The sequence below is a fragment of the Collinsella aerofaciens genome (assembly GCF_902501475.1).
Classification (GTDB): Bacteria; Actinomycetota; Coriobacteriia; order Coriobacteriales; family Coriobacteriaceae; genus Collinsella; species Collinsella aerofaciens_AL.
Genome location: NZ_CABWIF010000011.1, coordinates 1 through 25,103 on the forward strand (window position 1 = coordinate 1; position 25,103 = coordinate 25,103).

The window sequence follows — 25,103 nt, forward strand, 5'->3', positions numbered from 1 at the left end:
ACGTCCCGCGCGGCGTGGGCAACTCCTTCCAGGCCCTGGAGGACGGCACCGCCTACACCTACCTGGTGGACGCCCACTGGTCGCTGGAGCTGAAGAGGACCTACACCTTCGTGAACCTCGCCGACCCCGAGCTCGCCATCCAGTGGCCGATCCCTCTTGCGGAGGCCACCGTCTCCGAGGCCGACCTCAACCACCCGATGCTGAAGGACGTCGTCCCCATGGCGCCGAAGCGCACCCTCGTCACCGGCTGCAACGGCCAGCTGGGCCATGCGGTGCGCGGGCTGGCCGAGGAGCGCGGCGCAGCGAAGGACTTCGACTTCTGCGACATAGACACCTTCGACATGTCCGACCCGGACGCCTACGCGCAGTACGACTGGTCGCTCTACGGCACCGTCATCAACTGCGGCGCCTACACGGCCGTGGACAGGGCGGAGACCCCCGAGGGCCGCGCGGCCGCATGGAAAGCCAACGCGACCGGCCCGGCGCTGCTCGCCCGCACCTGCTCCGAGCACGGGATCACCCTCGTCCACGTGTCCTCCGACTACGTCTTCGACGGCACCGCGGAGGTGCATGACGAGGACGAGCCCCTCAGCCCGCTGTCCGTCTACGGCCAGACCAAGGCCGCCGGCGACATCGCCGTGGCCGGGTGCCCGCGCCACTACATCCTGCGCTCCAGCTGGGTCATAGGCGAGGGCCACAACTTCGTCAAGACGATGAAGGGGCTGTCCGACCGCGTCGCCGACCCGGACGACAGGCTGGACAAGATCACCGTGGTCGACGACCAGCTGGGCCGCCTGACCTTCACGCGCGACATGGCCGAGGCCATCTTCCACGTTTTGGACGCGAAGGCTCCCTACGGCACCTACGACTGCACGGGCTCCGGCGCCGTGAAGTCCTGGGCCGACATCGCCCGCGCCGTCTTCGAGGCCGCCAACGGCAACGGCGAGAAGGTAGTTCCGGTTTCGACCGCCGACTACTACGCGAGCGCCGCCGGTCTCGTCGCACCGCGCCCGGTCCACTCCGCGCTCGACCTGTCCAAACTCGAGTCGGTCGGCTTCCACATGCCCGACTGGGAGGAAGAGCTGGGGGAGTACCTTGATACTCTCGCCATGCGGGATGGTGAAGCCTAATGTTTGGTCAATATGGTCCTTCTGAGACGTTTAAAAATATTTGGGCGCTGCTTCTCACTAAGGTGTTATTTCCTGGCGCGAGACTTGTCCGCCGCCCCTTCTATCTTCGCGGTGGCAAGTGCCGTTTTGTTTATGGGGAGGGTTTCACCTGTGGTTATTCTTGTCGCTTCGACCTTGCTGGCGATGGCACCCCTCTTATTGTCGGTAAGAACTGCAAGATAAACGATCGAGTTCATATCTCTGCGCATGAGAGCGTCGTTATCGGAGACAACGTGCTCATGGCTTCGAATATTTTTATTTCTGATAACAGTCATGGGTCCTATGACGACGATCCCTCGTTGCCCGACATGGCGCCAGATGATCGAAAGATTGTTACTAAGCCTGTACACATTGGCGATAACGTGTGGATAGGCGAAGGTGCAGCAGTGATGCCTGGTGTGACTATTGGCAACGGCGTGATCATCGGTACCAATGCGGTGGTGACTCATGACGTTCCCGACAACGTGATCGTTGCCGGGGTTCCCGCTAAACCCATTAAACGATTTGTCGGAGGGGGGTGGCTTCCCAGTGGAAAACGGTGAAACCCCAAAGGTAAGTATCGTCGTCCCCATGTATAACGTTGGTGAATGCGCCGCGGCTTGTCTTCGCTCTCTTATGGGCCAGACGTATAGAAATATAGAAATTGTGGTCGTTGATGATGGGGCGACCGACGATACGGCAGATATCTGTGCCCGTACCATTGCAGATGACGATCGCGTTAAGCTCGTGCATAAGGAGAACGGAGGTCTATCTTCCGCTCGCAACTTCGGCCTTGCCTGCGCCACAGGTGACTTCGTTACGTTTGTGGACGGTGACGACGTTCTGGACGAGTGTGCTGTAGGACATATGGTCGCCCTTGCGCAGAAGACTGGTGTGCCCCTTGTCACATGTGAATATAAGAAGATTGACTCGACTGACGACTTTGGTTGCCAAGAGATTGGCGAAGGCAAGGTCGTTTCCGGCGGTGAACTTCTTAGAATGTTGCTTCTGCTTAACGGTGAGTCCGGCTCTGCCTGCGCGAAGCTGTATGCTAGGGAACTATTCCCGCTCCTTGCGTTTCCCGAGGGGCAACTGTTCGAGGACTTTGGCGTTGAAGCTACTGTCTTCTTTAACGTTGATAAGGCTTGTATTTCAGGCGCAGAGCTTTATGGCTATCTTGCCCGCGAGGGTTCCATTACTACGAATAAGAAATACGAAGACAAGCACCTTGAGGGCATGGAAGCATCTTTGTCAATTGTGGGAGACGTTGTTGATGATAGACCAGAGTTGAAAGATGCGTTTGCTTGCTTTGAGGCTTTTTGCTCTCTTCGCGTTGCGTCGAGGCTGGATTTGAATAAGTGCATCGACAAGCGCAAGGCTAAGGCTTACATCCTTAATGCGAGGAAACGCTGTAGGAAGGTCGCCGGTAACCCTCTTGCGAGCAAGACTTGGCGCTTTCGCTGCGGGCTTTTTGCATTTTCGCCAGCACTTCATAATCTTGTATACAGCCTTTACGGCAGCTTGACCGGAAAGGTCGTAGGATGATGGATACACTCGAGCTTGATTTGTCAAACTCGCATCGCATTGTTTCTCGCAAATCTGACGCCGGTGCATATAACAACGCCTATTTTCTCCTCGCCCTTCTATCATGCTTTCTCTTTCCTTTTGCTTCGATTTTCTTCATTATTCTTTATATTAGGTCTGAGAAGCATTCGAGTGTGGGCCTGGCGATTCTGGTTGGTCTTTGCTCTGGCGCAATTGCCTATGGGGTTAATACGACATTAATGGCTGACATTGATCGATATACCAACAGTCTGCCTATCTTTCGTGAGACATCATTTTGGGACCTCCTTTCAATCAAGGGTGTCTATTCCTCTGTGGGGTCTCATGGTTACAACCTTTTTGCTTGGATCGTTTCGAGATTTAATGACGACCATCTTCTGCGAAGCGCAGTTACAGCAACTTTTTACTCGGTCTTGGCCTTTATTGTTGACGATTACGCCGCACTTCAGGGGTGGTCGTTTAGGAGGACTTGTGCCGCCCTTCTGATTTCAGTGGCGATCTCACCGTTTTTCAACGTTCTCTCTTATGCAAAAAGTACCCCGGCGTTTTCGTTGCTTCTCTTGGCGCTCTATTTGGACTTCCGAAAGCGTACCGGACCGGTTGTATTGATTTTGCTTTACGCTTTTGCCGCCTCCACTCATTCATCCGTTTTACCAGTGATAGCTTTAAGAGTTGTGCTGCTTTTCGTGAAAAATGAGATTGCAATTTACGGCATCAGTCTTGCATTGCTTCCTTTATCAAATATACTTTCTGCCGCCTTACCGGCCTCCTTCAGGACAATACCCGTTCTTTCTCTATTTGTGAGCGCTTTGGATAAGTTTTCGGTGTATAGCGAGTTCAGCGATTGGGGATGGGCCGCGGCATCTCAGCACAGTGTGTTGCTTATGGGGTATCGATATTATTTTGGAGCTATCGCTGTTTTCTGCATCCTTTTGGTTTTCAGGCGTTACGACGTTTCTAAATCCGGTTTGCTAGTTTTTTCAGGCATTTGGTCTGCCCTATGCATTGCAGTTTCAGTATTTTTTGCCGCAGATGTTTTCTTTCGGTATGCAATGCCTTGCTCAACGTTGTTTGTTTTAGCTGCTTTGAGTCATAAGGATGATGCCGTAAATCTTTATATAGATATCGCACTTGCGATTATTGCAGTTATCGGTTTTGTCGTTCAGTGGGCTTATCTCGCAAGCGTTGTCGATATGTCCTGTTTTATTCTTCATGGTTTGTTCGGAGTTTAGTTTTGAGTTCTCAACACAAACATTTCTACAGCAATGTCGTTTGGCAATACGGACTGCAGATTGTTAAATACATTTTTCCCCTTATTACACTGCCTTATCTGACTCGTGTGCTTCTGCCGGAGGGCTACGCGATCTACGCGTATGTCGTGTCGTTCATGACTTTCGCCCAGACTTTCGTCGATTTTGGCTTCAACCTTTCCGGTACTAAACGCATAGCACAATCCGAGACTGTCGAAGAGGAGAACCGGGCTATTGGTGCTGTGACAGAGGCTCGCCTGTTGCTTGGTGTAGTGACCGGCGCTGTCGTCGTTGTTGTGGCCTGGTTCATTCCCATTACTCATTCAAACATGCTATATACCATGCTTGCATTTGTTGCTGTATTCGGTAAGGCACTTGCTCCGGACTTTCTTTTCCAGGGACATGAAGACATGGGTCCATTGACGACTCGTTACTTTGTCTCGAAGGGTGTCTCTACTGCCTTGACGTTCGTCGTTGTCCATTCTATCAATGACATTCTGTGGATTCCTATTCTCGACATCCTTTCGAGCGTTATTGCCCTTGCCTGTTCTTTCATTTCCGCCAAGCGAATGTTCGGCACCACCATTACGTTCGTGCCCCTAAGCGAGGCGCTTTCAGAGCTGAAGGTTTCCGCGCTCTATTGTTTCTCGAACATGGCCTCCGTCGTTTTTTCCGGATTCACTACGCTCTTGATCGGAATCGTGATTACCGACAAGGCGATGATCTCCTACTGGTCCCTTGCTGTGACTGCAATCAATGCCATCCAGTCCCTTTATTCGCCAATTGTGAACAGTCTGTACCCCCATATGGTCAAGGGGGGTGACTACGGTTTTGCAAGGAAGTTGCTCCTTGTCTCTATACCCGTCCTGCTCATTGGCACCATCGCTTTCGCAGCGCTTTCCGATATAGTTATGCTCGTGCTCGGTGGCGAGGACTATCTATCAGGTTCCTGGGTTATCGCCTGGGCTTCACCCGTTCTCCTGTTTTCCTTCTATGCAACGATGGTCGGCTGGCCGATTCTAGGCGCCTCTGGCAAAGTCGCTGAGGTTACCTTCACCACAGTAGGATCTGCTGTGTTTTGCATTGTTTCGCTTTTGACCGTGTCTGCGATAGGAATCGCGAGCATGCAGGTCATTTGCATCATCCGTTGCTTTACTGAGGCAATTATGTGCGTGAGTCGCATTTGGCTTGCGCGCGGATACTTGTTTCCGTCTCGAAGCGTTACCACCGATTGCGAAAGGTAAGGAATAAGAAATGAAAAAATGCGTTGGTATATTGTCGCGGCATGCAGTGCCGAACTACGGTTCTATTCTGCAGGCATATGCCCTTCAGGATGCGTTCGCCTCTATGGGTATCGATGCCGAGTATGTTGACTACCGCATCCCCCGGGACTTTCCTTTAGCAGATGCCATGAGGACTTCTGGCGCGCTTGGTCCGATTCGTGCGATTCCAAAAGCGATTGGCGCCCGTAAGTTTGAGGCGATGAGGAATGGCTTGTTGAGGCAGAGCCGTAGGGTAACCGACTCAGAAGAGCTTAGTAAGCTTCTTGCTGAGTATCCTGTCCTTTGTGTTGGAGGCGACCAAGTGTGGAACATCATGTCTGATGGAAACATCGAGGGCGCCTACCTTCTGGAAGGAGCATCGGACGATACCTACAAGTTTTCCTTCTCGTCCTCCTTTGGCAAGAATGGCCTCGATGCGCGCGAATACGACCGTGCTGTAAAAGCGTTTGCGCGGTTTGACAGGCTTTCAGTGCGCGAGGAAAGCGGGCAGAAAACTCTTGAAGAAATGGGGTTTGAGGCACAAACCGTTGTCGACCCTGTGCACCTGCTATCAAAGGAGACCTGGTTCGACCGTGTTGAGCCTCGTGCTCCCCGCGGCGTGAATGGGGAGTACTGCCTGATCTACAACTTGCATCCAAACGATGCGTTCGACCGCTATTCTGCCGCTGCATGCAAATCTCTCGGTCTCGAGGTCGTTAGCATCCGTCCGTCGCTTCGCAAAACAATGGGGAAGAATTTGTTCTACCCGTCGCTACATGAATTCCTTTGGCTGTTTGACAATGCCGCCTGCGTGCTCACGGACTCATTCCACGGGACTGCCTTTTCGCTGCTGTTCAATACGCCCTTTGTCGATATTCTGCCTGAGCAGTATGCGGAGCGTAACAAGGCGATTCTTTCTCGTTATGGGCTGGATTCCCGCATAAGCACGGAGCTTCAACCAGAAGAGCTTTGCCTCAACGATTTTGATTGGGCGGGCGTCAATGAGTCGCTTGCAGCCAACCGTGTGTCCTCTACGGAGTTCCTTTGTGACACCGTGGACGAGTTCTCCGCCCGTCTCGCTCGCTAAAAAATGAATGGGAGGTCCTATTTTGAGTCAAGCATCTGTTTCCATCATCGTTGCTGTTTATAAATCAGAACAATTTCTGCCGAAGCTGCTTCATTCCTTTGAGGTTCAAACCCACAAGAATCTTCAGATTATTCTCGTTGACGATGGCTCTCCCGATGGCAGTGGTCGCATCTGTGATGACTATGCTGCACGTGATCCAAGGGCTGTTGTTATTCATAAGCCCAATGGTGGCACTTGCTCTGCTAGGAATGCAGGACTTGATGTTGCGACGGGTGACTACCTCATGATTGTGGACGGTGACGACTGGCTGGAGCCCGATTGCGTCGAATATTTGGTCGACTTAGCCGAGAGCACCGGCTCCGACATGTCCTACTCGGTGAATCTTTTCACAACGCGCGATAGGGAGCAGATTGCTGAGGACGTCCGGGAGACCTGGTCGGCAGAGCGTGCTACTGCTGCTATTATTTATCCTTTTATGCGTCTGGGGCCTTGGAACAAGCTGTACAAACGTTCCGTAATTGTCGACAACAATATCTCGTTTTCCGTTCCTTGGTTCGGCGAGGGTCTTTATTTTGCTACCGAGGTAGCCCAGCACTCAAATCATGTTGGCGTCGGTAGACGCAAAGTCTACAACTACCGTTTGAATAACATGGGGAGCGGTCTTACCAACTACAACGTGCAGAATGGAAAGAACGCCCTTGGAAACATTAAATTCATCAAAGAGAACCTGACTCTGGACACTCCGATGGTTCGCCATGCATGCGATTGGCATATCTGGCGAAACTACGAGTTCCTACTCACTCAGATAATAGGTGCGGACGAAATGGGCTCCGAAGGCGAGCTCGCGAAAGAATGTGCGGCGTACGTCAGGAAGAACTGGCTGCCTGTATTCAAGAACAGTGAAGTCGGCCGTTCCGAGAAAGTTAAGATTGCATGCTGCGGTATGGCACCTGTGCTGTACGCAAAGCTGGTCATAGATAGAAACCGGAAGGGACTCGAGGCTGATAAGGGCAAGTTCATGGATGTCGAGGAGTAGGTGCATGGCGAATTTAAAGCACGCAATCAAGCAGGGCATCGTCGCTCTCAAAGCCAAGAATATACAGCCTGTGATGCAGACCGTTGGCGATGAAAGCCTGCTCAAGGGGAAGACCGCCCTAGTGGTGGGAGGCACGGGCGGGATCGGCAGGGCCGTCGCCAAAGCGTTCCTGAAGAACGGCGCGAATGTTGTGATCGCCGGCACAAGGCGCGCAAAGGTCGACAAGGTCGCGGTAGAGCTTGGCGAGAAGTGCGCCGGGGTTGTCGTCAACCTTGCCGAGCCAGAGACCTTTTCGAGAGTCGTTGACGAGGCAGTGGCCTTCTACGGTCCCATCGATATCCTAGTAAATTCTGCCGGCGTTCACACCGAGGATGTCTCCATGGGCGGGTTTCTCGATTTTACCGTTGAGGAATACGACCGTATCTTGGACATCAACCTGCGCGGCGTCTACTTCATGGTGCAGTCTGTTGCACAGCGCATGATTTCCGATAAGGTCAGTAATGGGCATATCCTTATCGTTTCATCCTCGGCCGGCAACGAGCCCGCATGGTCTCCCTACCGCGTATCGAAGTGGGGTCTGAAGGGCATCACTGAGGGCATGGCTTCTGCCCTGGTTCCTCACGGCATTGTGGTCAACGCGATTGCGCCCGGTAGCACGGCGACTCCTCTTCTTGGCATCGAGGAGGGCGACAGCATCTCCGCCGAGGACAACGGGCTTGGCAGGTTCGCTATGCCCGAGGAGATCGCAGAGTTCGCCGTGATGCTTGCCAGCCCCATGGGCGACATGGTCGTTGGCGACACGTTGTACGTTTCCGGTGGCCGCGGTGTCTGTGATATCCGTTAGGGGCTTTGCGGACATTTCGAAGTTTTGAGATCGCCTTTACCGCAGAAGGAGCTTGGCTGCTTCGGAGGCTTGCTTCGAACCGTCTTCAAGGGAGACTAAGCACCGGAACAGCCGCTTTGCCAAGCCCTCGGTTGCAGTGAAACTCATGGTATTGCTTTTCGAGGTGACGCCACCGATTGCGGTGTTGTACCAGGTCCTGCCCCCGTTGTCAGAACATTGCCATTGATATGCGGCCGCGTGCTCGGCATCGACCGAAAACGCGGCTTCAATTCCTGCACTCGTTACGCAGTCATGCGGCTGCGCGGTGATTCCTCCCTTATTCGGCACCAACGCGAGCTTGGCGCTTTGGGTTGCGGTCGTGGTTCCGTCTTGGAAGGTTACAACGCACCTGTAGAGGCGTTTTGCAAGCGAGGCGTTGGCGGTAAACCGCAATGTAGGCCGCTTCGACGCGGCATTGCCGATTCCGGTGTCGTACCAGCTTTCCCCACCATTATCGGAGCATTGCCACTGGAATGAGACGGCGCCTTGAGCTTGCACGGTAAAAGAGACTTCGGAGCTTGTCGCCGCAGTAGTGTCTTGCGGCTGCCCCGTTATTTGGTTGGTGCTCAGTTTTAGATGTGCAGAGCTTGAGGCTGAGCTGGTCCCATCGGGGAAGAATGCCAAGCAGCGGAAGTGGCGCTTTGCCAGGCCCGCGCTTGCAATGAAATCGATCCTCGTCTGCGTTGAAGTCGAGCCTCCGACTCCCGTGTTGTACCAGGATTTACCCTCGTTGTCCGAGCATTGCCACTGGAACGAGGTGGCCCGTTCTGCTCCGATGGCGAAGAACGCTGTTGACCCTGCGGCCGCTGTGCAGTCTTCGGGCTGCGAGCTGATGGCGTAGCGGGCTGCAAGGACCAGGCGTGCGGGCTTGCTTACGAGGGTGCTGCTGTTCGGGAACGAGACTACGCAGCGGTAGAGCCTCTTCGCGAGTTGGGCATTGGATGCAAACCTCAGGGTTTCCTGCCTAGAAGTTTCGCCGCCTATGCCCGTGTTGTACCAACTCGAACCTCCGTTGTCGGAGCATTGCCATTGGAACGATGTCGCGCTTTGCGCCGTTACGGTGAATTCGGCTTGGGCTCCGTTGGATACTTCGCAGTCCTTTGGCATGGCTGTTATGGTGTACGTGGTCTCATAGCTTGCCGTTAAGTCGTACCTTTTTGTGCAACAAAAAAAGCCGCTCAACCAGCGGCTTTTCTTATTTCGGCATGAAAAAAGGCGACCGCCCTAAGTGGACGGTCGCCTTTATTAATTGTTGTGAAGCTTGCCTTAGGCGCGGGTCTTAATCTCCTCGAGCACCTTGGCAACAAACTCGTCGACGCTCATCTGAACGGTCTCGTTGGAGCGATCGCGGACGGAGATGTTGCCGGCCTCGACCTCCTTCTCGCCCAGGATGAGCATGTAGGGCACGCGGTCGATGCTGCGGGCCTCGCGGATCTTGTAGCCGATCTTCTCGTCGCGGTCGTCGCAGACCACGCGAATGCCGGCCTCCTCCAGCTTGGCGCACACCTCGTGAGCGTAGTCGCGGCTCTTCTCGGAGACGGGAAGCGCCTTGACCTGCACGGGAGCCAGCCAGGTGGGGAACTTGCCCGCAAAGTGCTCAATCAGAATACCGATAAAGCGCTCGATGGAGCCAAAGCACACGCGATGCAGCATGATGGGGCGTTTCTTGGTGCCGTCGGCGTCCACGTACTCCAGGTCAAAGTTGAGCGGCATCTGGAAGTCGAGCTGGACGGTACCGCACTGCCAGGTACGGCCGAGCGAGTCCTCCAGGTGGAAGTCGATCTTGGGGCCGTAGAAGGCGCCGTCGCCCTCGTTGACCTCGTAGTCCATGTGCAGCTGCTCAAGAGCGGTGCGCAGGCCCTCCTCGGCGCGCGCCCAGTCCTCGTCGGAACCCATGGAGTCCTCGGGGCGGGTGGAAAGCTCAACGTGATACTTAAAGCCAAACTTTTGGTACACGGAGTCGATGAGGTTAACCACGCCCACGATCTCGTCGGTCAGCTGGTCGGGACGCACAAACAGGTGAGCGTCATCCTGGTTAAAGCAGCGCACGCGGAACAGGCCGTGCAGAGCGCCGCGCAGCTCGTGGCGGTGCACCAGGCCAATCTCGCCGGCGCGGATGGGCAACTCGCGGTAGGAGTGCGGCTTGGAGGCGTACACCAGCACGCCGCCCGGGCAGTTCATGGGCTTAATGCAGTACTCTTCGTCGTCGATGACGGTGGAGTACATGTTGTCCTTGTAGTGGTCCCAGTGGCCCGAGGTCTTCCACAGCTGCTTGTTCATGATGAGCGGCGTGGAGATCTCCACGTAGCCGGCCTTGTGGTGAATCTCGCGCCAGTAGTCCAGCAGCGTGTTCTTAAGGATCATGCCGTTGGGCAGGAAGAACGGGAAGCCGGGGGCCTCGTCGCGCATCATAAAGAGGTCCATCTCGCGGCCGATCTTGCGGTGATCGCGCTTCTTGGCCTCCTCCAGCATGTGCATGTGCTCGTCGAGCTCTTCCTTGGTGGCAAAGGCGACGCCGTTGATGCGGGTGAGCATCTTGTTGTCCTTGTCGCCCTTCCAGTAGGCGCCCGAGACACCGGTGAGCTTAAAGGCCTTGAGGGCCTTGGTGTAGCAGATGTGGGGGCCGACGCACATGTCGATGTAGTCGCCCTGTTGGTAGAAGGTGATGCGGGCGTCGTCGTCCAGGTCGCCGATGTGCTCGACCTTGTACTTCTCGCCGCGCTCCTCCATAAGGGCGATGGCCTCGGCGCGGGGCTTCTCGTACACGGTGAACTTCAGGTTCTCCTTGACGATCTTTTTCATCTCAGCCTCGATCGCGGGGAAGTCGTCCTCGCTGATCTTTACGCCCTCGGGCAGGTCGACGTCGTAGTAGAAGCCGTTGTCGGTCGCGGGGCCGTAGGCAAAATCGGCCTGAGGGTACAGGCGCTTGATGGCCTGCGCCATGATGTGCGCGGCGGAGTGGCGGATGACGTGCGTGACCTCGTCCTGCGGGAGCTCGGCCACCGAACCGTCATTGTAGAGTGCCTTCATGGGTATGTTTTCTCCTCTCGGATGCCTGATGCAAGTGCGTGCGATGCGCTCGGTGTTTTTGACTTGCATCATTATAGGCAGGTTGCCTTGGTATACAAGCGCCCGCCGCACCTTAATGGCACGGCGGGCGATTTTCTACGCATGCTTCATCGCGTGGGGCGGGGTGTGGGGCGCGCGTGGCTTGCGGTGTGCCCGTGGCTTGCGGCCGGCCCGGCGATGGATGCGTTACTGGATGCGAGTTCGGCAGTAGGGGCAGACCTTCCAGTGCGCATCGAGCGGGCGATGGCAGCTGGGGCAGACGTTGCGAACCTGGGTGTCGCACACCGGGCAGACGACAAAGTCCTTCTCGATGGGCGCGCCACACTGCGGGCAGGTGCCGTACTGGGCAAGCTGGCGCTCGCGCAGGGCCATGTCCAGCTCCTGTTCCTCGCGGTCGGACGCGTAGGAGTGCGGGCGCAGGACCAGGTAGGCAATGAGGCCTACAAACGGGATGAGAGCGATGATGCCCCATGCCACGTAGGCGCTGGCGCCGCGGCGGCGAGCGTCGATGAACACATAGACGACCGACAGCACATACAGGGCGATGATAAAGCCAACGAAGGCATAGACGACGCCCATAAGCTGCGGCGACATGAGCTCGGAGATGTACTTGGACATTACGGATACCTTTCGGAATATTAACAGTCCGGTCAAGTTTACCACGGGGTTTGTTTATATGGGACCACGGCTAGGGGCGGGGCTGGCGCGGACACAAACATCTCAATCTGTAACAGTTAGGAGCGAAATCCGGGTCTAGATGTTACAGATCGAGACATAACTTCAACGTGGTAGCCGGCAGACGAGGTTGTCGACGTTGCCGGGTCTCCCCTCGTCTGCCGTTGGCGGGTGTTGCGGGGCTGTTCGCCGCATTGCCGCCGTAGCGGATGTGCGCACAGCGTAGGATAGTCTTATTGACATCCTGTCAACTTGTCTGGGAGGCACCGTGACAGAAACGTTTGATATCGCGATTGTGGGCGCGGGCATCACCGGATGCGCCATCGCGCGGCAGCTCGCGAGGTTTGACCTGTCCATTTGCGTGGTCGAGGCGGCCAACGATATCACGCTGGGCGCATCGAAGGCCAACGGAGGCCTAGTGCACGCCGGCTACGATCCGGCACCGGGCACGGTAAAGGCGCAGGTCAACGCCCGTGGCTGTGAGTTGTACGGTAGGTGGACGCAGGAGCTGGGCTTTCTGTTCTGCCGCACCGGGTCGATGGTGTTGGGCTTTAACGACGAGGACCGTGCACAATTGGAAAAGCTGCGCAGCAACGGCCTTGCCAACGGTGTACCCGAGCTGTCGATCGTCGGACCCGACCGCATCCACGAACTTGAGCCGCGCGCCAGTGCCTCTGCAACGTGCGCGTTGTGGTGCCCCTCGACTGGGTTTGTCGACCCGTTTGAGGTTGCCATCGCCGCGCTGGAGAACGCCGTGGCCAATGGGGTGACGTTTATGCGGTCTGCGCCGGTGGAGGCGATTGAAGTCGCGGGCTCGGGCGACGACGTGCTCTTTACGCTGGCGACCCCCGCTGGCAACGTGCGCTGCCGCTACCTGATCAACGCCGCGGGCAACGGCGCCGCTGACATCTCGCATATGGCGGGCGCCGAGGAGTTCCAGATGGTCTGGCGCCAGGGCAACATCGTAGTGCTGGACAAGGAGCCGCGTGCGCTCATGTCGCTCTACCCCGTTCCCACGCCGGTATCCAAGGGAGTTATCGTCACGGGCACCGTACATGGCAACACCGTGATTACCGCGACGGCCGCCGTGCGCGAGCCCGGCGATACACAGACCTACGCGACCGATGTCAACGCGCTCCTGACCGGCGCGCGCAAACTGGTGCCCGATCTGGACACGCGCCGCGTGGTGCGCGCGTTTGCCGGCGGACGCCCGGTCATAAAGGGAACGAACGACTTCTTTATTGGACAGTCGGCCGTGGTACCGGGGCTGTTCCAAGCGGCAGGCATTCAGTCGCCAGGCGTGGCGAGCGCGCCGGCAATTGCCGAGCGCATGGAGCTTGTGATGCGTGAGGCGGGCGTGGAGCTGCACGAGCGGGCGGATTGGGATCCGATTCGCCACGCGCCGGACGACTTTGAGCGCGCGCCGCTTGCGCGCAAGAAGGAGCTGATCGAGTCCGATCCCGCGTGGGGCCAGATTGTCTGCCGCTGCGAGACGGTGCCCGAGGCCGAGATCGTGGCCGCGATTCGACGCCGCCCGGGCGCGGTTTCGGTCGAGGGCGTCAAGCGCCGCTGTCGTGCCGGCATGGGTCGGTGCCAAAGCGGCTTTTGCCAGAGCCGCGTGGTTGCGATCCTTGCCCGCGAGCTGGGCTGCGACCCCAGCGAGGTGCTGTTGGAGGATGCCGGATCTTGGCTGGTTGAGGGACCGCTGAAGGGGGTGCGCTAGGATGGCGAAATTCAAATCGAGCGCGATTGATTGCAGCGTCGTCGAAGCCGTACAAACGCAAGCCTTCGACGTGGTCGTTATCGGCGGCGGACCTGCCGGCATGGCGGCCGCGCTGGCCGCGCATAAGGCAGGCGCACGCGTGGCCATCGTGGAGCGCGAGCAGCACCTGGGCGGCATCCTGCGCCAGTGCATCCACCCCGGCTTTGGACTGTCGCACTTTAAACAGGAGCTCACCGGTCCCGAGTACGCACAGCGCTTTATCGACCAGGTGCGCGCGACCGACATTGCACTGTTCTTGGACAGCATGGTGATTGGGATTAATTCGGGCGAGGGCGCGCCGGGCAAGGGCGAATCCACACTCCACACCGTCACGCTCATGAGCCCCGATGGCATGTTGCAACTCACCGCACGCGCCGTCGTGCTTGCCATGGGCTGTCGCGAGCGCACCCGCAGCGAGATCAAGATCCCCGGCAGTCGTCCCGCCGGCGTGTTTACGGCCGGCCTTGCGCAGCGATACATCAATATCGAGAACCTCAAACCCGGCTCGCGCGCCGTCATTTTGGGTTCGGGCGATATCGGGCTGATCATGGCACGTCGCTGCGCGCTCGAGGGGATTTCCGTCGAGGGCGTGTACGAGCTCATGCCGTACGCCAACGGACTGCGCCGCAATGTAAAGAACTGCCTGGACGACTTTGGCATCCCGTTGCACCTGTCCACCACGGTGACGCGCGTGATCGGGCACGACCGCGTGGAAGCCGTCGAGGTGAGCCAGGTCGACGATCACCTGGCGCCCATTCCGGGAACCGAGCGCATTGTTCCGTGTGACACACTGCTGCTTTCGGTGGGCTTGATTCCCGAGAACGAGCTTTCGGTTGCCGCGGGCGTTGAGCTTGACCCACGCACGCGCGGCGCCGTGGTGGACCAGAGTCTGCAGACGGGCGTGCCGGGCATCTTTGCCTGCGGCAACGTCCTGCACGTGCACGACTTGGCCGACAACGTGACGCGTGAGTCCGAGAGAGCTGGCGCAGCTGCGGCGGCGTACGCGCTGGGCGGCGGCGCGGATGCCGAGGCGGGCGCTCCGGGCGCGGGTTGCCAGCTCACGGTCTCCCCTGCCGGCATTGCGGGCTACGCGCTGCCGGGACGCATTACGGCTGCGGCACTCACCAAACTCAACTTCCGCGTGCGCCGGCCGGCCGATGCCGCCCGCGTGCGCATTCTGGCAGGCGACGAGGAGCTGTTTGCAGGAAAGGTCCGCCCGTTTAAACCGAGCGTAATGGAAAGCTTTCCGCTGCCGGCAAAGGTGATTCAGCGCGCACTCGACCTAGGTGTTAACGAGATTGTCCTGTCCGTCGATCCCGTAGAGGAGGCGTAAGGCCATGAGCATAAACGCGATCGAAACGCTGCAGTTCAACTGCACCACCTGCCCATCCGAGTGTCTCCTGACCGTAGAGGTGGAGCGTGACGCAGACGGCGCCGTGGTAGAGGTTCGCTCCGTGGCCGGAAACAGCTGCCCGCGCGGCGATAAATTCGCACATCAGGAGCTCACCTGCCCCATGCGCGTACTCACGACGACCGTGGCCGTCTCCGGCGGCGACGAGACGCTGCTGCCTGTGCGCACGGCTGAGGCCATCCCTCTGGCACTCCACGCCCAAGCCATGAACCTCATCCGAGGCCTAGTCGTCAACGCCCCCATCCGCATGGGCGACATCATGCTGGAAGACCTCCTCGGCACCAACATCAACCTCATCGCCAGCATGGACATCGACCGAGTCAAAGTAGCTAATTAGGGACGGGGCTCTTTTAGCTACCCCGCCATCCACCCCGCCCCTCCTCAATTGCGGTGAAATAGTTCCTGATTTCCGCCAAACCCCGGCATCCAGGAACTATTCCACCGCAACCATCCTTGGAATCGGTATTTAGCTTGTGCCTACTTTAGTACCAATTCAAAACTATGCCGGATTACGGGGCTAATTCGGAGACCCCCATCCATACCGGCAATTTTCGATTTTTGATAAGCCGTCTACCTGCGGTTTTAATTTAGCGATTTTCCCCATGGTCAAGTAATACAGGTCCAGCCCCGTAATCCGCCATACTTTTGAAACCAGCCCATTTGGGACGAGCCTCTTATGACCGCTTTTGCCCGCACGCTTGCTAGGCTGGCCGTGCCAAGGAGTGTCCCGGAGTGCCGACAGAAAAGGAACGTCCCTATCTGCCAGGCATGGGATACCATGGTGGCACCCTAGCGAAAGGATGTTTCATGGCACATGTCGATGACCAGCGTGTGGCGCGCGTGCTCGATGCGCTCGAGGCTCAGCACCCCGGCGCACAGCTGCTCGTAAACGACCCGTGGTCGATTTATTACCTGACCGGTTTTTATGCCGATATGTTCGAGCGTTTTTGCGGTGTGCTGCTCGCGAGCGATGACGAGCCCGTAATCTTGGTCAACGCCCTGCATCAGCTGCCCGAGTACGACAATGCCCGCGTTGCCTACCACACCGATACCGATGTCGTGGCCGATGCCATCGCGCGCGAGATCGATCCGACCAAGCCGCTTGGCATCGATACCGTCATGCGCTCCGGCTTTTTGATGCCCCTTCTGGAGCGCCATGCCGCCAGCGAGTTTTTCCTGGGCGACTTTGCCGTCACCGCCGCACGCACCCACAAGGATGCCGCCGAGCAGGAGCTGATGCGCGCGTCCTCGGCCGCCAACGATGCCGTGATGGCCGACGCCATCAAGCTCGTTCACGAGGGCGTGACGGAGCGCGAAATTGCCGACCAGATGCTCGGTCTGTACCGCAAGCACGGCTGCGAGGGCTTTAGCTTTCCGCCCATCGTGAGCTTTGGCGCCAACGCCGGCGACCCGCACCACGAGCCCGACGATACGGTACTCAAGCGCGGCGACGTGGTGCTGTTCGACATTGGCGGACGCCATCGCAACTACTGCTCGGACATGACGCGCACGTTCTTTTGGGGCGAGCCGGACGAGGAGACGACGCGCATCTACGACATCGTGCGCCGTGCCAACGAGGCCGCCGAGGCGCTCATCGCACCGGGCGTGCGCATGTGTGACCTGGACCGCGCCGCACGCGACGTGATTGAGGATGCGGGCTATGGGCAGTACTTTACGCATCGCCTGGGACACTCGATCGGCCTGCAGGACCACGAGCCGGGCGACGTTTCACTCGTCAACGAGCAGGTCGTAGAGCCGGGCATGACGTTCTCCATCGAGCCGGGCATCTACCTCCCCGGCCGCACCGGCGTCCGCATCGAGGACTTGGCCCTGGTGACCGAGAAGGGCGTTGAGATTCTCAACGCCTACCCTCACGATCTGGTCCGTCTAGTCTAGCCAATGTGACAAAGGGACAGTCCCTTTGTCACATCCCACCAACACCGCGCCACAAAAACGGCCTATCTACTACGTTTAACCCGCATAGGTCGACCATGCGGGTATTTATTGAAAACCGGCAAGTCTTCTACCTGCGGTTTTGATTTCACGATTTTCCGTGTGGTCGAGGGTGACCAGTCAAACGTAGTAGATAGCCCCATTTCGTGGCGAGCAGTCCGCTCAAGGCAAAAAGCCCCGTCCCAAATTAGCTGCCCTGCAGTCAAACGAAAGGCCTCCCGATTCCCCGACGAGAACCGGGAGGCCTTCTTATGTCCTAGAGCCCTAAGGCTCTAAGCTCGCAGCCTTACTCCGTGCGATGGCGCAGCTTTTCGATCGCTGCGGCAATCAGCGCCAGCAGGCCGGTTCCGCCAAGCGCCGCGACGGTCACGGCAGTGTTGTCGCCCGTCTCGGCCAGGCTTCCCTTAGCGGCCTTCTTGCCATTCTTCTTGCCCGAAGGATGTTTGGCATCGGGCTTGGCACCGTTATCCTTGCCGCCTGTCGGTTCCTGTACAACAACAGGCTCAACAACCTCGACGGTCACCGAAGCGGTGAGCTGTTGAGGCGCTGGCGCAGTGCCATCCTCGGCAAGCGTCGCAATCGCCGCGGCGTCACCGTCAACGGGCATCGTCGCGGTAATGACGACGGTTCCGTTCTTGAGGGCCTTGACTTTACCGTTCTCGACCGTAGCGATCGTCGGGTCGGACGAGGTCCACGTCACGTTACCACGCAGCAGCGCGCCATCGGCCGCATTGCTCGCCGCGGCAGCAAGGTCAATTTCCTTGCCGCGCTCTACCTTGAGCACGGTTTCGGCAGTCGTGGCCTTGCCGTTTTGGTCAACGATAACGAGGCCCTTGGCCGCCGGGCGCGGCTTAACGCGTACCATGCAGCTGACTGTAAGCTCCGTACCGCGAACCTTACCGCCCACGGTCACGTCATCGGCACCCCAATCCAGTGCGGGGACATTCTCCCAATCGACATCGTAGTCTTCCTGGCTGTAGTCCTTCATCATCACGGAGACCTTCTTGGGCAGCGCCTTCAGCACATCGGCGGCAGAGCTTGCCTCAAACACCTCAACGGGAGCGAACGTCGCAGGCCTCACGGGAATCTCGCTTGCCGGCGTCTCGACGACCAGCTTGCAGGTCGCCTTGAGCGCCGCGCCCTCGACGGACCCCTCGATCGTGTACTCGCCAACGGCGGCAAGATGCTTGTCCAGGCCATCCGTATTCCACGTGACCGCGGCCTCGTCCGTGTGACCATCGGAATAGGTCACGGTGACCTTCTTGGGCAGCTGCCCCGTCACGGTGTCGGCCTTGGCATCGCGCTCAACCGTGATCTGCGGCACCTCGGCAACCTTGTTAATCGTCGTCGTGGAGGTGACGACAACTTCGACCGGCAAGTTGCCATTCTTCGTGACGCCCTTGGCAACGACACTGCTGCCGTACGTGGCGGCCGCGGCAGGAACCTCAGTCCAAGTGATCTCGGACTCCGCCGTCGTCTTGCCGTCCTTCATGCGAACGGTCGCCTTCACGCCCTTGAGCGCATCACGCACAGCGTCGGCCGATGCGCCCTCGGGAACGGAAATTCCGGCAATAGGCTCAACGGACGCCGGAATCTCGGCATCGCTCTTCACGACCGTAATCGTGCACTCTGCCTTTTGATCGGTACCGGCAACCTTGCCCTTGACCGTGACCTCGCCCTCCTTGGCAAAGTCCTTGTCGGATAGACCCTTCGTGTCCCACTTCACGTCGACATCGGACTCAGTATCATCCGAGTAAATCGCCGTGACCGTGGCGGGCAGCTTGGCCAAAACGTCGTCCGCCTTGGTGCCGCGCACGACCACAATGTCTTCAGCGACATCGATGTCGACAATATGCGCGGTTACCTTGACCTTCACCTTTACGGTCATACCGTTGTCCGTTAGACCCGTGACCTCAAACTCGGTGCCGGCACGGCCCAGGCTGTCGACCTGAGACCACTTAACGGACGTCTCTTTCTTGGTCTTGCCGTCCTTCATGACCACCGTCACCTTGGACGGCAGTTTATCCATAAGGTCGCTGACCTTGGCATTGTCCGCAATCTCAACAACATCGATCGGCTCGACGTGGTCGGGCGTCTGGGCATCCTGATCCACCACGGTCACATTGCAGGTCACCTTGGCGCCGTTGAGCTTAACCGTACCCGTGATCTCCACGGTGCCGGTTCCTCTGAGCAGCTCGTCCGTGACGTTAGAAAGATCCCACACGTCAATGTCGAGCAAATCGGTCGAGCCGTCGGAGTAAGTCGCCACAACCTGCTTGGGCATCTGGGCGTACAGATCCTGCTTGGACGTACCACTGGCAACGCTAAACGACTTGGCCTCGAGCTTGGTGATGGTTCGCGGCGCCTCGGAGACGTTGACGTACACGATAGCGTTGACGTTGTCGACATCCTTGAGCTTGCCGACGAGTTTATACGTACCCTTCTTGGCGAGCGGCTTGGAGAGGTCGATGCCGTCGGTGTCGGTCCACTTTTCGATCTCGATGCCGCCTAAACTGCCCCGAGTATCCCGCGCTGAGCCATCCGAGAAATATACGGACACGGCATCTGGCAGCTCCAGCATCGATCCGACCGTGGTGTTGACCACGACCGCCTCGGGCTGCAGTGCAACCTTCTTTGCCTTCTTATCGGCAACCGTCACCTTGGCAGTCACGTTGCCGTTCTCATCCACACCGACCTTCTGGCCGTCATCGTCAAGCAGCGCCATAACAGCAGCGGCATTAAAGCCGACCACATGGCCCGTCGCATAGAACGTGCCAGGCCGCTCGTACTTCTCGGGCGCAATCGGATCCCAATCAATAGCCGCCGTCGAAACGGAGCCGTCGCTCATCTCGACCGCCATCTTGGAAGGCATGGCAGGCGCAGTGCCCGCCTTGGTGGTCACTGCGGTCTCGCCGTTATCGATTGCCTTCTCAACGCCTTGGATAACGATCTTGGTCTGAACAGTGAGACCGGTGTTAGTGCCGTCACCGTATCCGTCGAGGCCGCTTGCAAACAGCGTGCCAGACACTGTCGTGACCTGACCCGACTCTCCGGTATAAACCGAGGGACGAACGTAATCCCATTGAACCTGGGCATTATGAGTTTTGCCGTCACTCGTGGCAACCGAGACATTCCACGGCAGCTCGGGGAAAACACCGCTGGCCGTATTAATGCGCTCAGGAACGCTAACGGAGGTGACGGAACAGACGTCAACAGTGATTGTCGCCTCGGCACCACCTTGGAGCTTGCCCTTCACCTTAAACGAACCGTCCTTGGCATACGCGTCTTCGGCGACACGGTCCCATGTGACCTTTTCGCGCTGGGGCTCAGAAGACACATCGTTGTCGTATCGAACCTCAAGGTATTCCGGCAGCATCGGCTTGGTGCCGGGGACGGTCCATATGGTTCCGCCCTGAACCGAGGTTGCCTTACTCGCGATCTTAACGGTGGCAGTAATCGGAACGTCAACCGCCTGCATGCCGTACCCTGCATTAAAGCTAATTGTTGCAGTGCCGCGAACAACGCCACCCTGAGTCCAATCAAAACCTTTCGTGTTCCACTTGACCTCGGCGTATTTATGCGAATAGTCCGGATGTTCTGCCGCATCAGAACTGACAAGATCGACATAGCTGGGAAGCATAGCGGTACCGTCGCTGCCCTTGAGCACTGTAATGGTTTGTGGCTGAGCCTCCCAGTTTTTAGTCACGATGACGTGCACTTTCACGGGGATATTCGTTCCGACGACCGTTCCGGTAATCGTGCAGTCCTTCTGGGGGCACCTATCGTAGGTATCCCAGTTGACGCCAAGACTGTCAAAAGTCGTTCCATCCTGCAATACGCCGGACACGTAGAAGTAGTCCAGATTGACTTCCTCGCCGGGATAGATAACGCGCCAGTCCTCGTACGACTGTCCAAGCGTCACACCGTTATCGCTATAGTTGTTAACGCCCTTGACCTCGCCGCACGCCGCTGTCGCATGGATCTTTGCCAACGAGCCAGTGATAGTACCGGTAATTTCGTACTCGCCAGGCTTGCCGTCCAGCAGTTCTTGAGGAAACTCATCCCAGCTATAAGGCTGCCCCGACGAATACTGGGGATAGAACGAGCTGCCATCCGACAAATACAGCGTGGATGTGTAGCGCGGAGCCAGAAGTCCGGCGCCGGGAACATAAGCAATCTTGCCGATGTTGCTGCCCTCGAGATCGCAGACGTTGACCGTCGCCGTAGCCGGAATGTTAGAGCCGGTAAAATATCCGCTAACCGTAATCTGGCCAAGGTTCTTTAGGGCGTCCTGACTAATCGTCGACCACTGAACGGGGAAATTGCCTCGCGAGCCATTCCACATCGTGGCCTCGATTGAACCCGGCATATTGGGCTGGCAACCGATAAGCGTGCTTGTCGATGTCGAGGAAGGCATCTGCAGGGCGCGGACGGAGATGGTCGCCGTGACTCGGTTGCTGTCACCCAGCTCCACCTGAGTAGACGATGAAGATGAGGTATTGGTCCAATACGACAGCGAACCGGAAAGCTTAAACGACCCCTCGCTTGCCACCTGTGTGTCCAAAATGGGATCCCACGCAATGACGCACTGCTGCTTTGTACCGTCGGTAAATGTAACTAAAACGCCGCCGGGAAGACCGCTGCCCGTTGTAGGGCGTACGCCGATGGGGGTGTTGACGGGGGCAAGAGAGTCGATAGAGGCAACTTCCTTGACCTCGACCTGAGCAGTCACCTTAAGGCCGTTAACAGGTGACGCATCATACGACGTGAGCGTGCCCGTGACCGTATAGGTGCCGGCCTTTTGAAATTGAGACACATCGGCGTTGTCCCAAGTAACCTGATAGCCGTGAGAGTATATGGTGTTATTCGACTGAGTGACGGGGAAATAGACATACGTGCTAAGAGGAGTGTTGTCTCCGACCACGCGCTCGAACCTCAGTGAATCAAAATCGAGCACGTCCTTGGGGTCCTTGACAGTGACAGTACAGGTAACCTCACGGTTATCAAAACCATTGAGTTTGCCTTTAACCGTAAACGTTCCCACTTTAGAGTAAAGCGACGCGTCAACAGGATCCCAAGATACCGGGACCTGCTCGGTAGCACCGTTATCAAAGACAACCGAAGCAGAATACGGCAGAGACGGGGCCTCACCGGTTAGGGTCGTACACGTCAACTCGGTCTGGACGCTCTTGACCGCACGAACATACACGGTGCAGTACACGAGCATGGAGGGACAGTCCTTTATATGGCCCTCAACAATAAACGTCCCGCATTCTGGTACTGGTCCTCGGAAATTTTATTCCACACAACCGGGCACGACCGGGACTCACCATTGGAGTAGTAAACGGACACGCTCGAAGTCAGCGTGGGCGCAAAACCCGCTGCGGTCCATGTGGACCACTGAGTGCCACCCGTTGTGCGGGGAGCGTAGACTTTGAGAACACCGGCCACATCGAACGGCTCAGCGAGCGAGAACCATTGACCGTTAGCGTACCCACCGCGAATCTGGCCTGTGATGGCGATTTCGGACTCTTCGGTTGCTGAGGCAAACGACTCTATCGACTTTTCATCCCACTGCACAAAAGCAGAGCCCTCGGTGCCGTCAGACCATTTTACCTTCACTTCAGAGGATGGCACATAGTCGCCGTTATCGAAGCCGACATACTTTTCAATGATGGGATTAGATTCAACTGAAACGACTTTGTGGCCGTCTTCGCTGGTCGGCGCAACGACGTTGGCTGCGTCAACTGCCGCCGGGTCCGCCGTAACAGCTTCAACAACCACGCGTTGCTTGACCGTCTGCGTGGCGCCGTCGACGGTACCCTCAAACTCATACGAGCCGACAGGCAGCTGCGCCAGCGTTGCCGGAGAATCAGCGCCGTTCAACTTCCAGGTGACGTTTTCCTGCTTGGATGTACCGCTCTCGTAGGTTGCCGTTACAGTTTGGGGCAGCGTGGCGTCGGAACCCTCGGCAACGTGCAGCTCGTTCAGGCTGGCAAAAGAGGCGATCTTATCTTCACTCTGGTCTTGCGAGGTTGACTGGGTGGTGTCCGCAGATGCGGCGGCCGCACCCGTCGCATCGCTTTGCTCGGCAACGACTTGGGTGGTATCACCCTGCATCATCTCGGCGAATGCCTGCGGCGGCACCGAGCCGACCGTCATCGTCAGAGCCAGACCCGCGGTAATGGCCGCGTTGACATGCCTTCTGTTCATGTTTCCTCCCGACACGCTCAACGGACCAAACAGCACTGGTCCGATTGGCAAGTTAAGTTGAGCGTATCCTTCGTCGATGGAGGTTTGCAATATGCCACAGGTTAAGCGGCATAAATGATTTCGTAAACGGGCACCCAAGCGCAGCTAATTTGGGACAGGGCTTTTGAGTTGCGGTGATATGCGGACCGTTTGAGGCTTCTGGCTTGTAAAACAGTCCCTATTTCACCGCAACTGATGAGGGGATGGGTTAGCGCAGCAGACCGGCTACTTCGCCGGCTAGGGTGATGGTGCCGGCGGCTACGAAAGGCTCGTCTGCGACATCGAAGGCAGCGAGGGCCTCGGACACGCTCAGGTATACGCCCGCGAGTTTGTCCGCGTCCACCATGGCCGCGAGCTCCTCTGCCGGCAGGGCGCGATCGGAATCGGTCTGGGTTACGACCACACGCGGGAAGGCCGGAATCAGAACATCGACAATACCGGCCACATCCTTGTCGGCCAGCGCGGCACACAGCAGCGTGGGGCGGTTCTTCACGCACGGATCGATCTCGTCCAGCGCGCCTACAAAGTTCTCGCAGCTCTGAGGGTTATGGCAGGCGTCGATCAGCTTGAGCGGATCGGTCCCCAGCACATCAAATCGGCCCGGCGTGGGGCAACCCATAAGCGAGGCGTCGAGCGCATCGTGGTCGAGCTCGCGGCCCAGATAGCCCTCGCAAAGCATAATCGCGCACGCGGCATTCTGCGGCTGATAGGCCGGCTTGACCATGCTCGACGTATAGATCGCGCGCGGCGTGGTGCAGCTAAACTCAACCGTGTCGCCCACATGCACCGGCACCTTAGTCGTAGCGTGGCCTACCACGAGCGGCACGATGCCGCACGCGCGGCAACGGGCATCCATCACGCGCTGAACACTCGCCTCGTGCGTACCCTCGCCCAGCACAACCAGGCGTCCGGGCTTAATGACCGCAGCCTTCTCCCCCGCAATGGCCTCGAGCGTATCGCCCAGAATGCGTGTGTGATCGAGCCCAATGCCCGTAATGGCGACGGCGACGGGATCGGTCGCACTCGTGGCGTCCCAACGACCGCCCATGCCAACCTCGAGTACGGCAACATCCACCGCGGCCTCGGCAAACACTACAAGTGCGGCAGCCGTCAGCAGGTCAAACGGCGTGATGGTATAAGCGCGCTCCCCCGCCGCCACACGGTGCGCATTCACGCGGCGCCCCGCCTCAACAGCTGCCGAAACGCCACGGGCAAAGGCCTCGTCGCTCACAACGCGCCCGTCGACCTCCATGCGCTCGGGATAGCGCACCAGCTGTGGCGACGTATACAGCGCGGTTTTGAGCCCCTCACCACGAAGAATGGCAGCCGAAAAACGCGTAGTCGAAGTCTTGCCATTGGTACCGGCAACCTGGATGCAATCGAAATACTCGTCCGGACGCCCCAGCTCATCGAGCATATCGACAACCGTCTCGAGTAGAGGACCAGCATCCCCAGAAATCCGCCCCGTATCAGCAGCCAGCCCAACAGCCTCATCAAACGAAAGCAACTCAAACGAGAACGGAACGACATAAGACCCAGAACGCTTAGCCATAACCCAAAGTCCCCCATAACAGAAAAAGAGGCCCACCAAAAAGAATGAGCCCCTCGCGTTGACAATATCAGCCTTTACCCGATTGCAGCGAGATCAAGGCCACAACCAAGTGGCCCCAACCTACCAGTTGTAAACAACCACGTAAGCGAACTAGGAGCGGCCCGACGCTTTGCTCGCCGCAAGTTCCGCACGCAAAGGAC

18 protein-coding genes are annotated in these 25,103 nt (G+C 57.8%); 12 read left to right on the forward strand and 6 right to left on the reverse strand.

Annotated elements, in window-relative coordinates:
- From GDJ93_RS02880 to GDJ93_RS02915, 8 genes are all read left to right on the forward strand, one after another.
- A partial coding sequence (locus tag GDJ93_RS02880) for a sugar nucleotide-binding protein (protein ID WP_152067675.1) occupies positions 1-1,130 on the forward strand: 1,130 nt, incomplete at its 5' end.
- Positions 1,130-1,711, forward strand: a complete 582-nt coding sequence (locus GDJ93_RS10255; protein WP_152067676.1) for a DapH/DapD/GlmU-related protein — start codon at positions 1,130-1,132, stop codon at positions 1,709-1,711. The genes GDJ93_RS02880 and GDJ93_RS10255, both read left to right, overlap by 1 nt.
- Complete coding sequence (locus GDJ93_RS02890; protein WP_152067677.1) at positions 1,698-2,693, forward strand: glycosyltransferase family 2 protein; 996 nt, start codon at positions 1,698-1,700, stop codon at positions 2,691-2,693. The genes GDJ93_RS10255 and GDJ93_RS02890 overlap by 14 nt, the downstream gene beginning before the upstream one ends.
- Positions 2,693-3,943, forward strand: coding sequence for a hypothetical protein (locus GDJ93_RS02895; RefSeq protein ID WP_152067678.1), 1,251 nt, complete (start codon positions 2,693-2,695; stop codon positions 3,941-3,943). Before GDJ93_RS02890 ends, GDJ93_RS02895 begins: the two co-directional genes overlap by 1 nt.
- Before the next feature lie 2 nt (positions 3,944-3,945).
- Positions 3,946-5,205, forward strand: a complete 1,260-nt coding sequence (locus GDJ93_RS02900; protein WP_193221423.1) for an oligosaccharide flippase family protein — start codon at positions 3,946-3,948, stop codon at positions 5,203-5,205.
- A 10-nt stretch (positions 5,206-5,215) separates the two neighbouring features.
- Complete coding sequence (locus GDJ93_RS02905) at positions 5,216-6,310, forward strand: polysaccharide pyruvyl transferase family protein (RefSeq protein ID WP_152067680.1); 1,095 nt, start codon at positions 5,216-5,218, stop codon at positions 6,308-6,310.
- Between the two features lie 22 nt (positions 6,311-6,332).
- Positions 6,333-7,346 (forward strand): glycosyltransferase family 2 protein, encoded by a 1,014-nt coding sequence (locus GDJ93_RS02910; RefSeq protein ID WP_226812432.1) that lies wholly within the window; start codon positions 6,333-6,335, stop codon positions 7,344-7,346.
- A gap of 4 nt (positions 7,347-7,350) precedes the next feature.
- Positions 7,351-8,190, forward strand: a complete 840-nt coding sequence (locus GDJ93_RS02915; RefSeq protein WP_193221424.1) for an SDR family NAD(P)-dependent oxidoreductase — start codon at positions 7,351-7,353, stop codon at positions 8,188-8,190.
- 36 nt (positions 8,191-8,226) lie between these two features.
- Here GDJ93_RS02915 and GDJ93_RS02920 read toward each other — a convergent pair whose 3' ends face one another.
- From GDJ93_RS02920 to GDJ93_RS02930, 3 genes are all read right to left on the reverse strand, one after another.
- On the reverse strand, positions 8,227-9,411 hold the full coding sequence (locus GDJ93_RS02920; RefSeq protein WP_152067683.1) for a hypothetical protein: 1,185 nt from the start codon (positions 9,409-9,411) through the stop codon (positions 8,227-8,229).
- An 84-nt stretch (positions 9,412-9,495) separates the two neighbouring features.
- Entirely contained in the window at positions 9,496-11,259 is a 1,764-nt protein-coding gene (gene thrS, locus GDJ93_RS02925) for a threonine--tRNA ligase (RefSeq protein WP_117743626.1), read from the reverse strand.
- 225 nt (positions 11,260-11,484) lie between these two features.
- Complete coding sequence (locus tag GDJ93_RS02930) at positions 11,485-11,916, reverse strand: double zinc ribbon domain-containing protein (RefSeq protein ID WP_055251579.1); 432 nt, start codon at positions 11,914-11,916, stop codon at positions 11,485-11,487.
- A 325-nt stretch (positions 11,917-12,241) separates the two neighbouring features.
- Here GDJ93_RS02930 and GDJ93_RS02935 point away from each other — a divergent pair, with 325 nt between their 5' ends.
- The 4 genes from GDJ93_RS02935 to GDJ93_RS02950 all read left to right on the forward strand — a co-directional run bounded on the left by GDJ93_RS02935 (position 12,242) and on the right by GDJ93_RS02950 (position 17,042).
- Positions 12,242-13,696 (forward strand): NAD(P)/FAD-dependent oxidoreductase, encoded by a 1,455-nt coding sequence (locus GDJ93_RS02935; protein WP_152067684.1) that lies wholly within the window; start codon positions 12,242-12,244, stop codon positions 13,694-13,696.
- Between the two features lies 1 nt (position 13,697).
- Entirely contained in the window at positions 13,698-15,068 is a 1,371-nt protein-coding gene (locus GDJ93_RS02940; protein ID WP_152067685.1) for an NAD(P)/FAD-dependent oxidoreductase, read from the forward strand.
- Between the two features lie 4 nt (positions 15,069-15,072).
- Positions 15,073-15,483: a DUF1667 domain-containing protein gene (locus GDJ93_RS02945; RefSeq protein WP_152067686.1), complete on the forward strand. Its 411-nt coding sequence runs from the start codon at positions 15,073-15,075 to the stop codon at positions 15,481-15,483.
- 470 nt (positions 15,484-15,953) lie between these two features.
- Complete coding sequence (locus GDJ93_RS02950; RefSeq protein WP_152067687.1) at positions 15,954-17,042, forward strand: M24 family metallopeptidase; 1,089 nt, start codon at positions 15,954-15,956, stop codon at positions 17,040-17,042.
- A 343-nt stretch (positions 17,043-17,385) separates the two neighbouring features.
- On the opposite strand, the gene GDJ93_RS02955 is transcribed toward GDJ93_RS02950, so the two are convergent.
- From GDJ93_RS02955 to GDJ93_RS02965, 3 genes are all read right to left on the reverse strand, one after another.
- A complete protein-coding gene (locus GDJ93_RS02955; RefSeq protein WP_152067688.1) occupies positions 17,386-22,326 on the reverse strand; it encodes an Ig-like domain-containing protein in 4,941 nt (1,646 codons plus the stop codon).
- A gap of 14 nt (positions 22,327-22,340) precedes the next feature.
- Complete coding sequence (locus GDJ93_RS02960; RefSeq protein ID WP_152067689.1) at positions 22,341-23,312, reverse strand: Ig-like domain-containing protein; 972 nt, start codon at positions 23,310-23,312, stop codon at positions 22,341-22,343.
- 247 nt (positions 23,313-23,559) lie between these two features.
- Entirely contained in the window at positions 23,560-24,903 is a 1,344-nt protein-coding gene (locus GDJ93_RS02965) for a bifunctional folylpolyglutamate synthase/dihydrofolate synthase (RefSeq protein WP_152067690.1), read from the reverse strand.
- Positions 24,904-25,103: the final 200 nt, after the last annotated feature.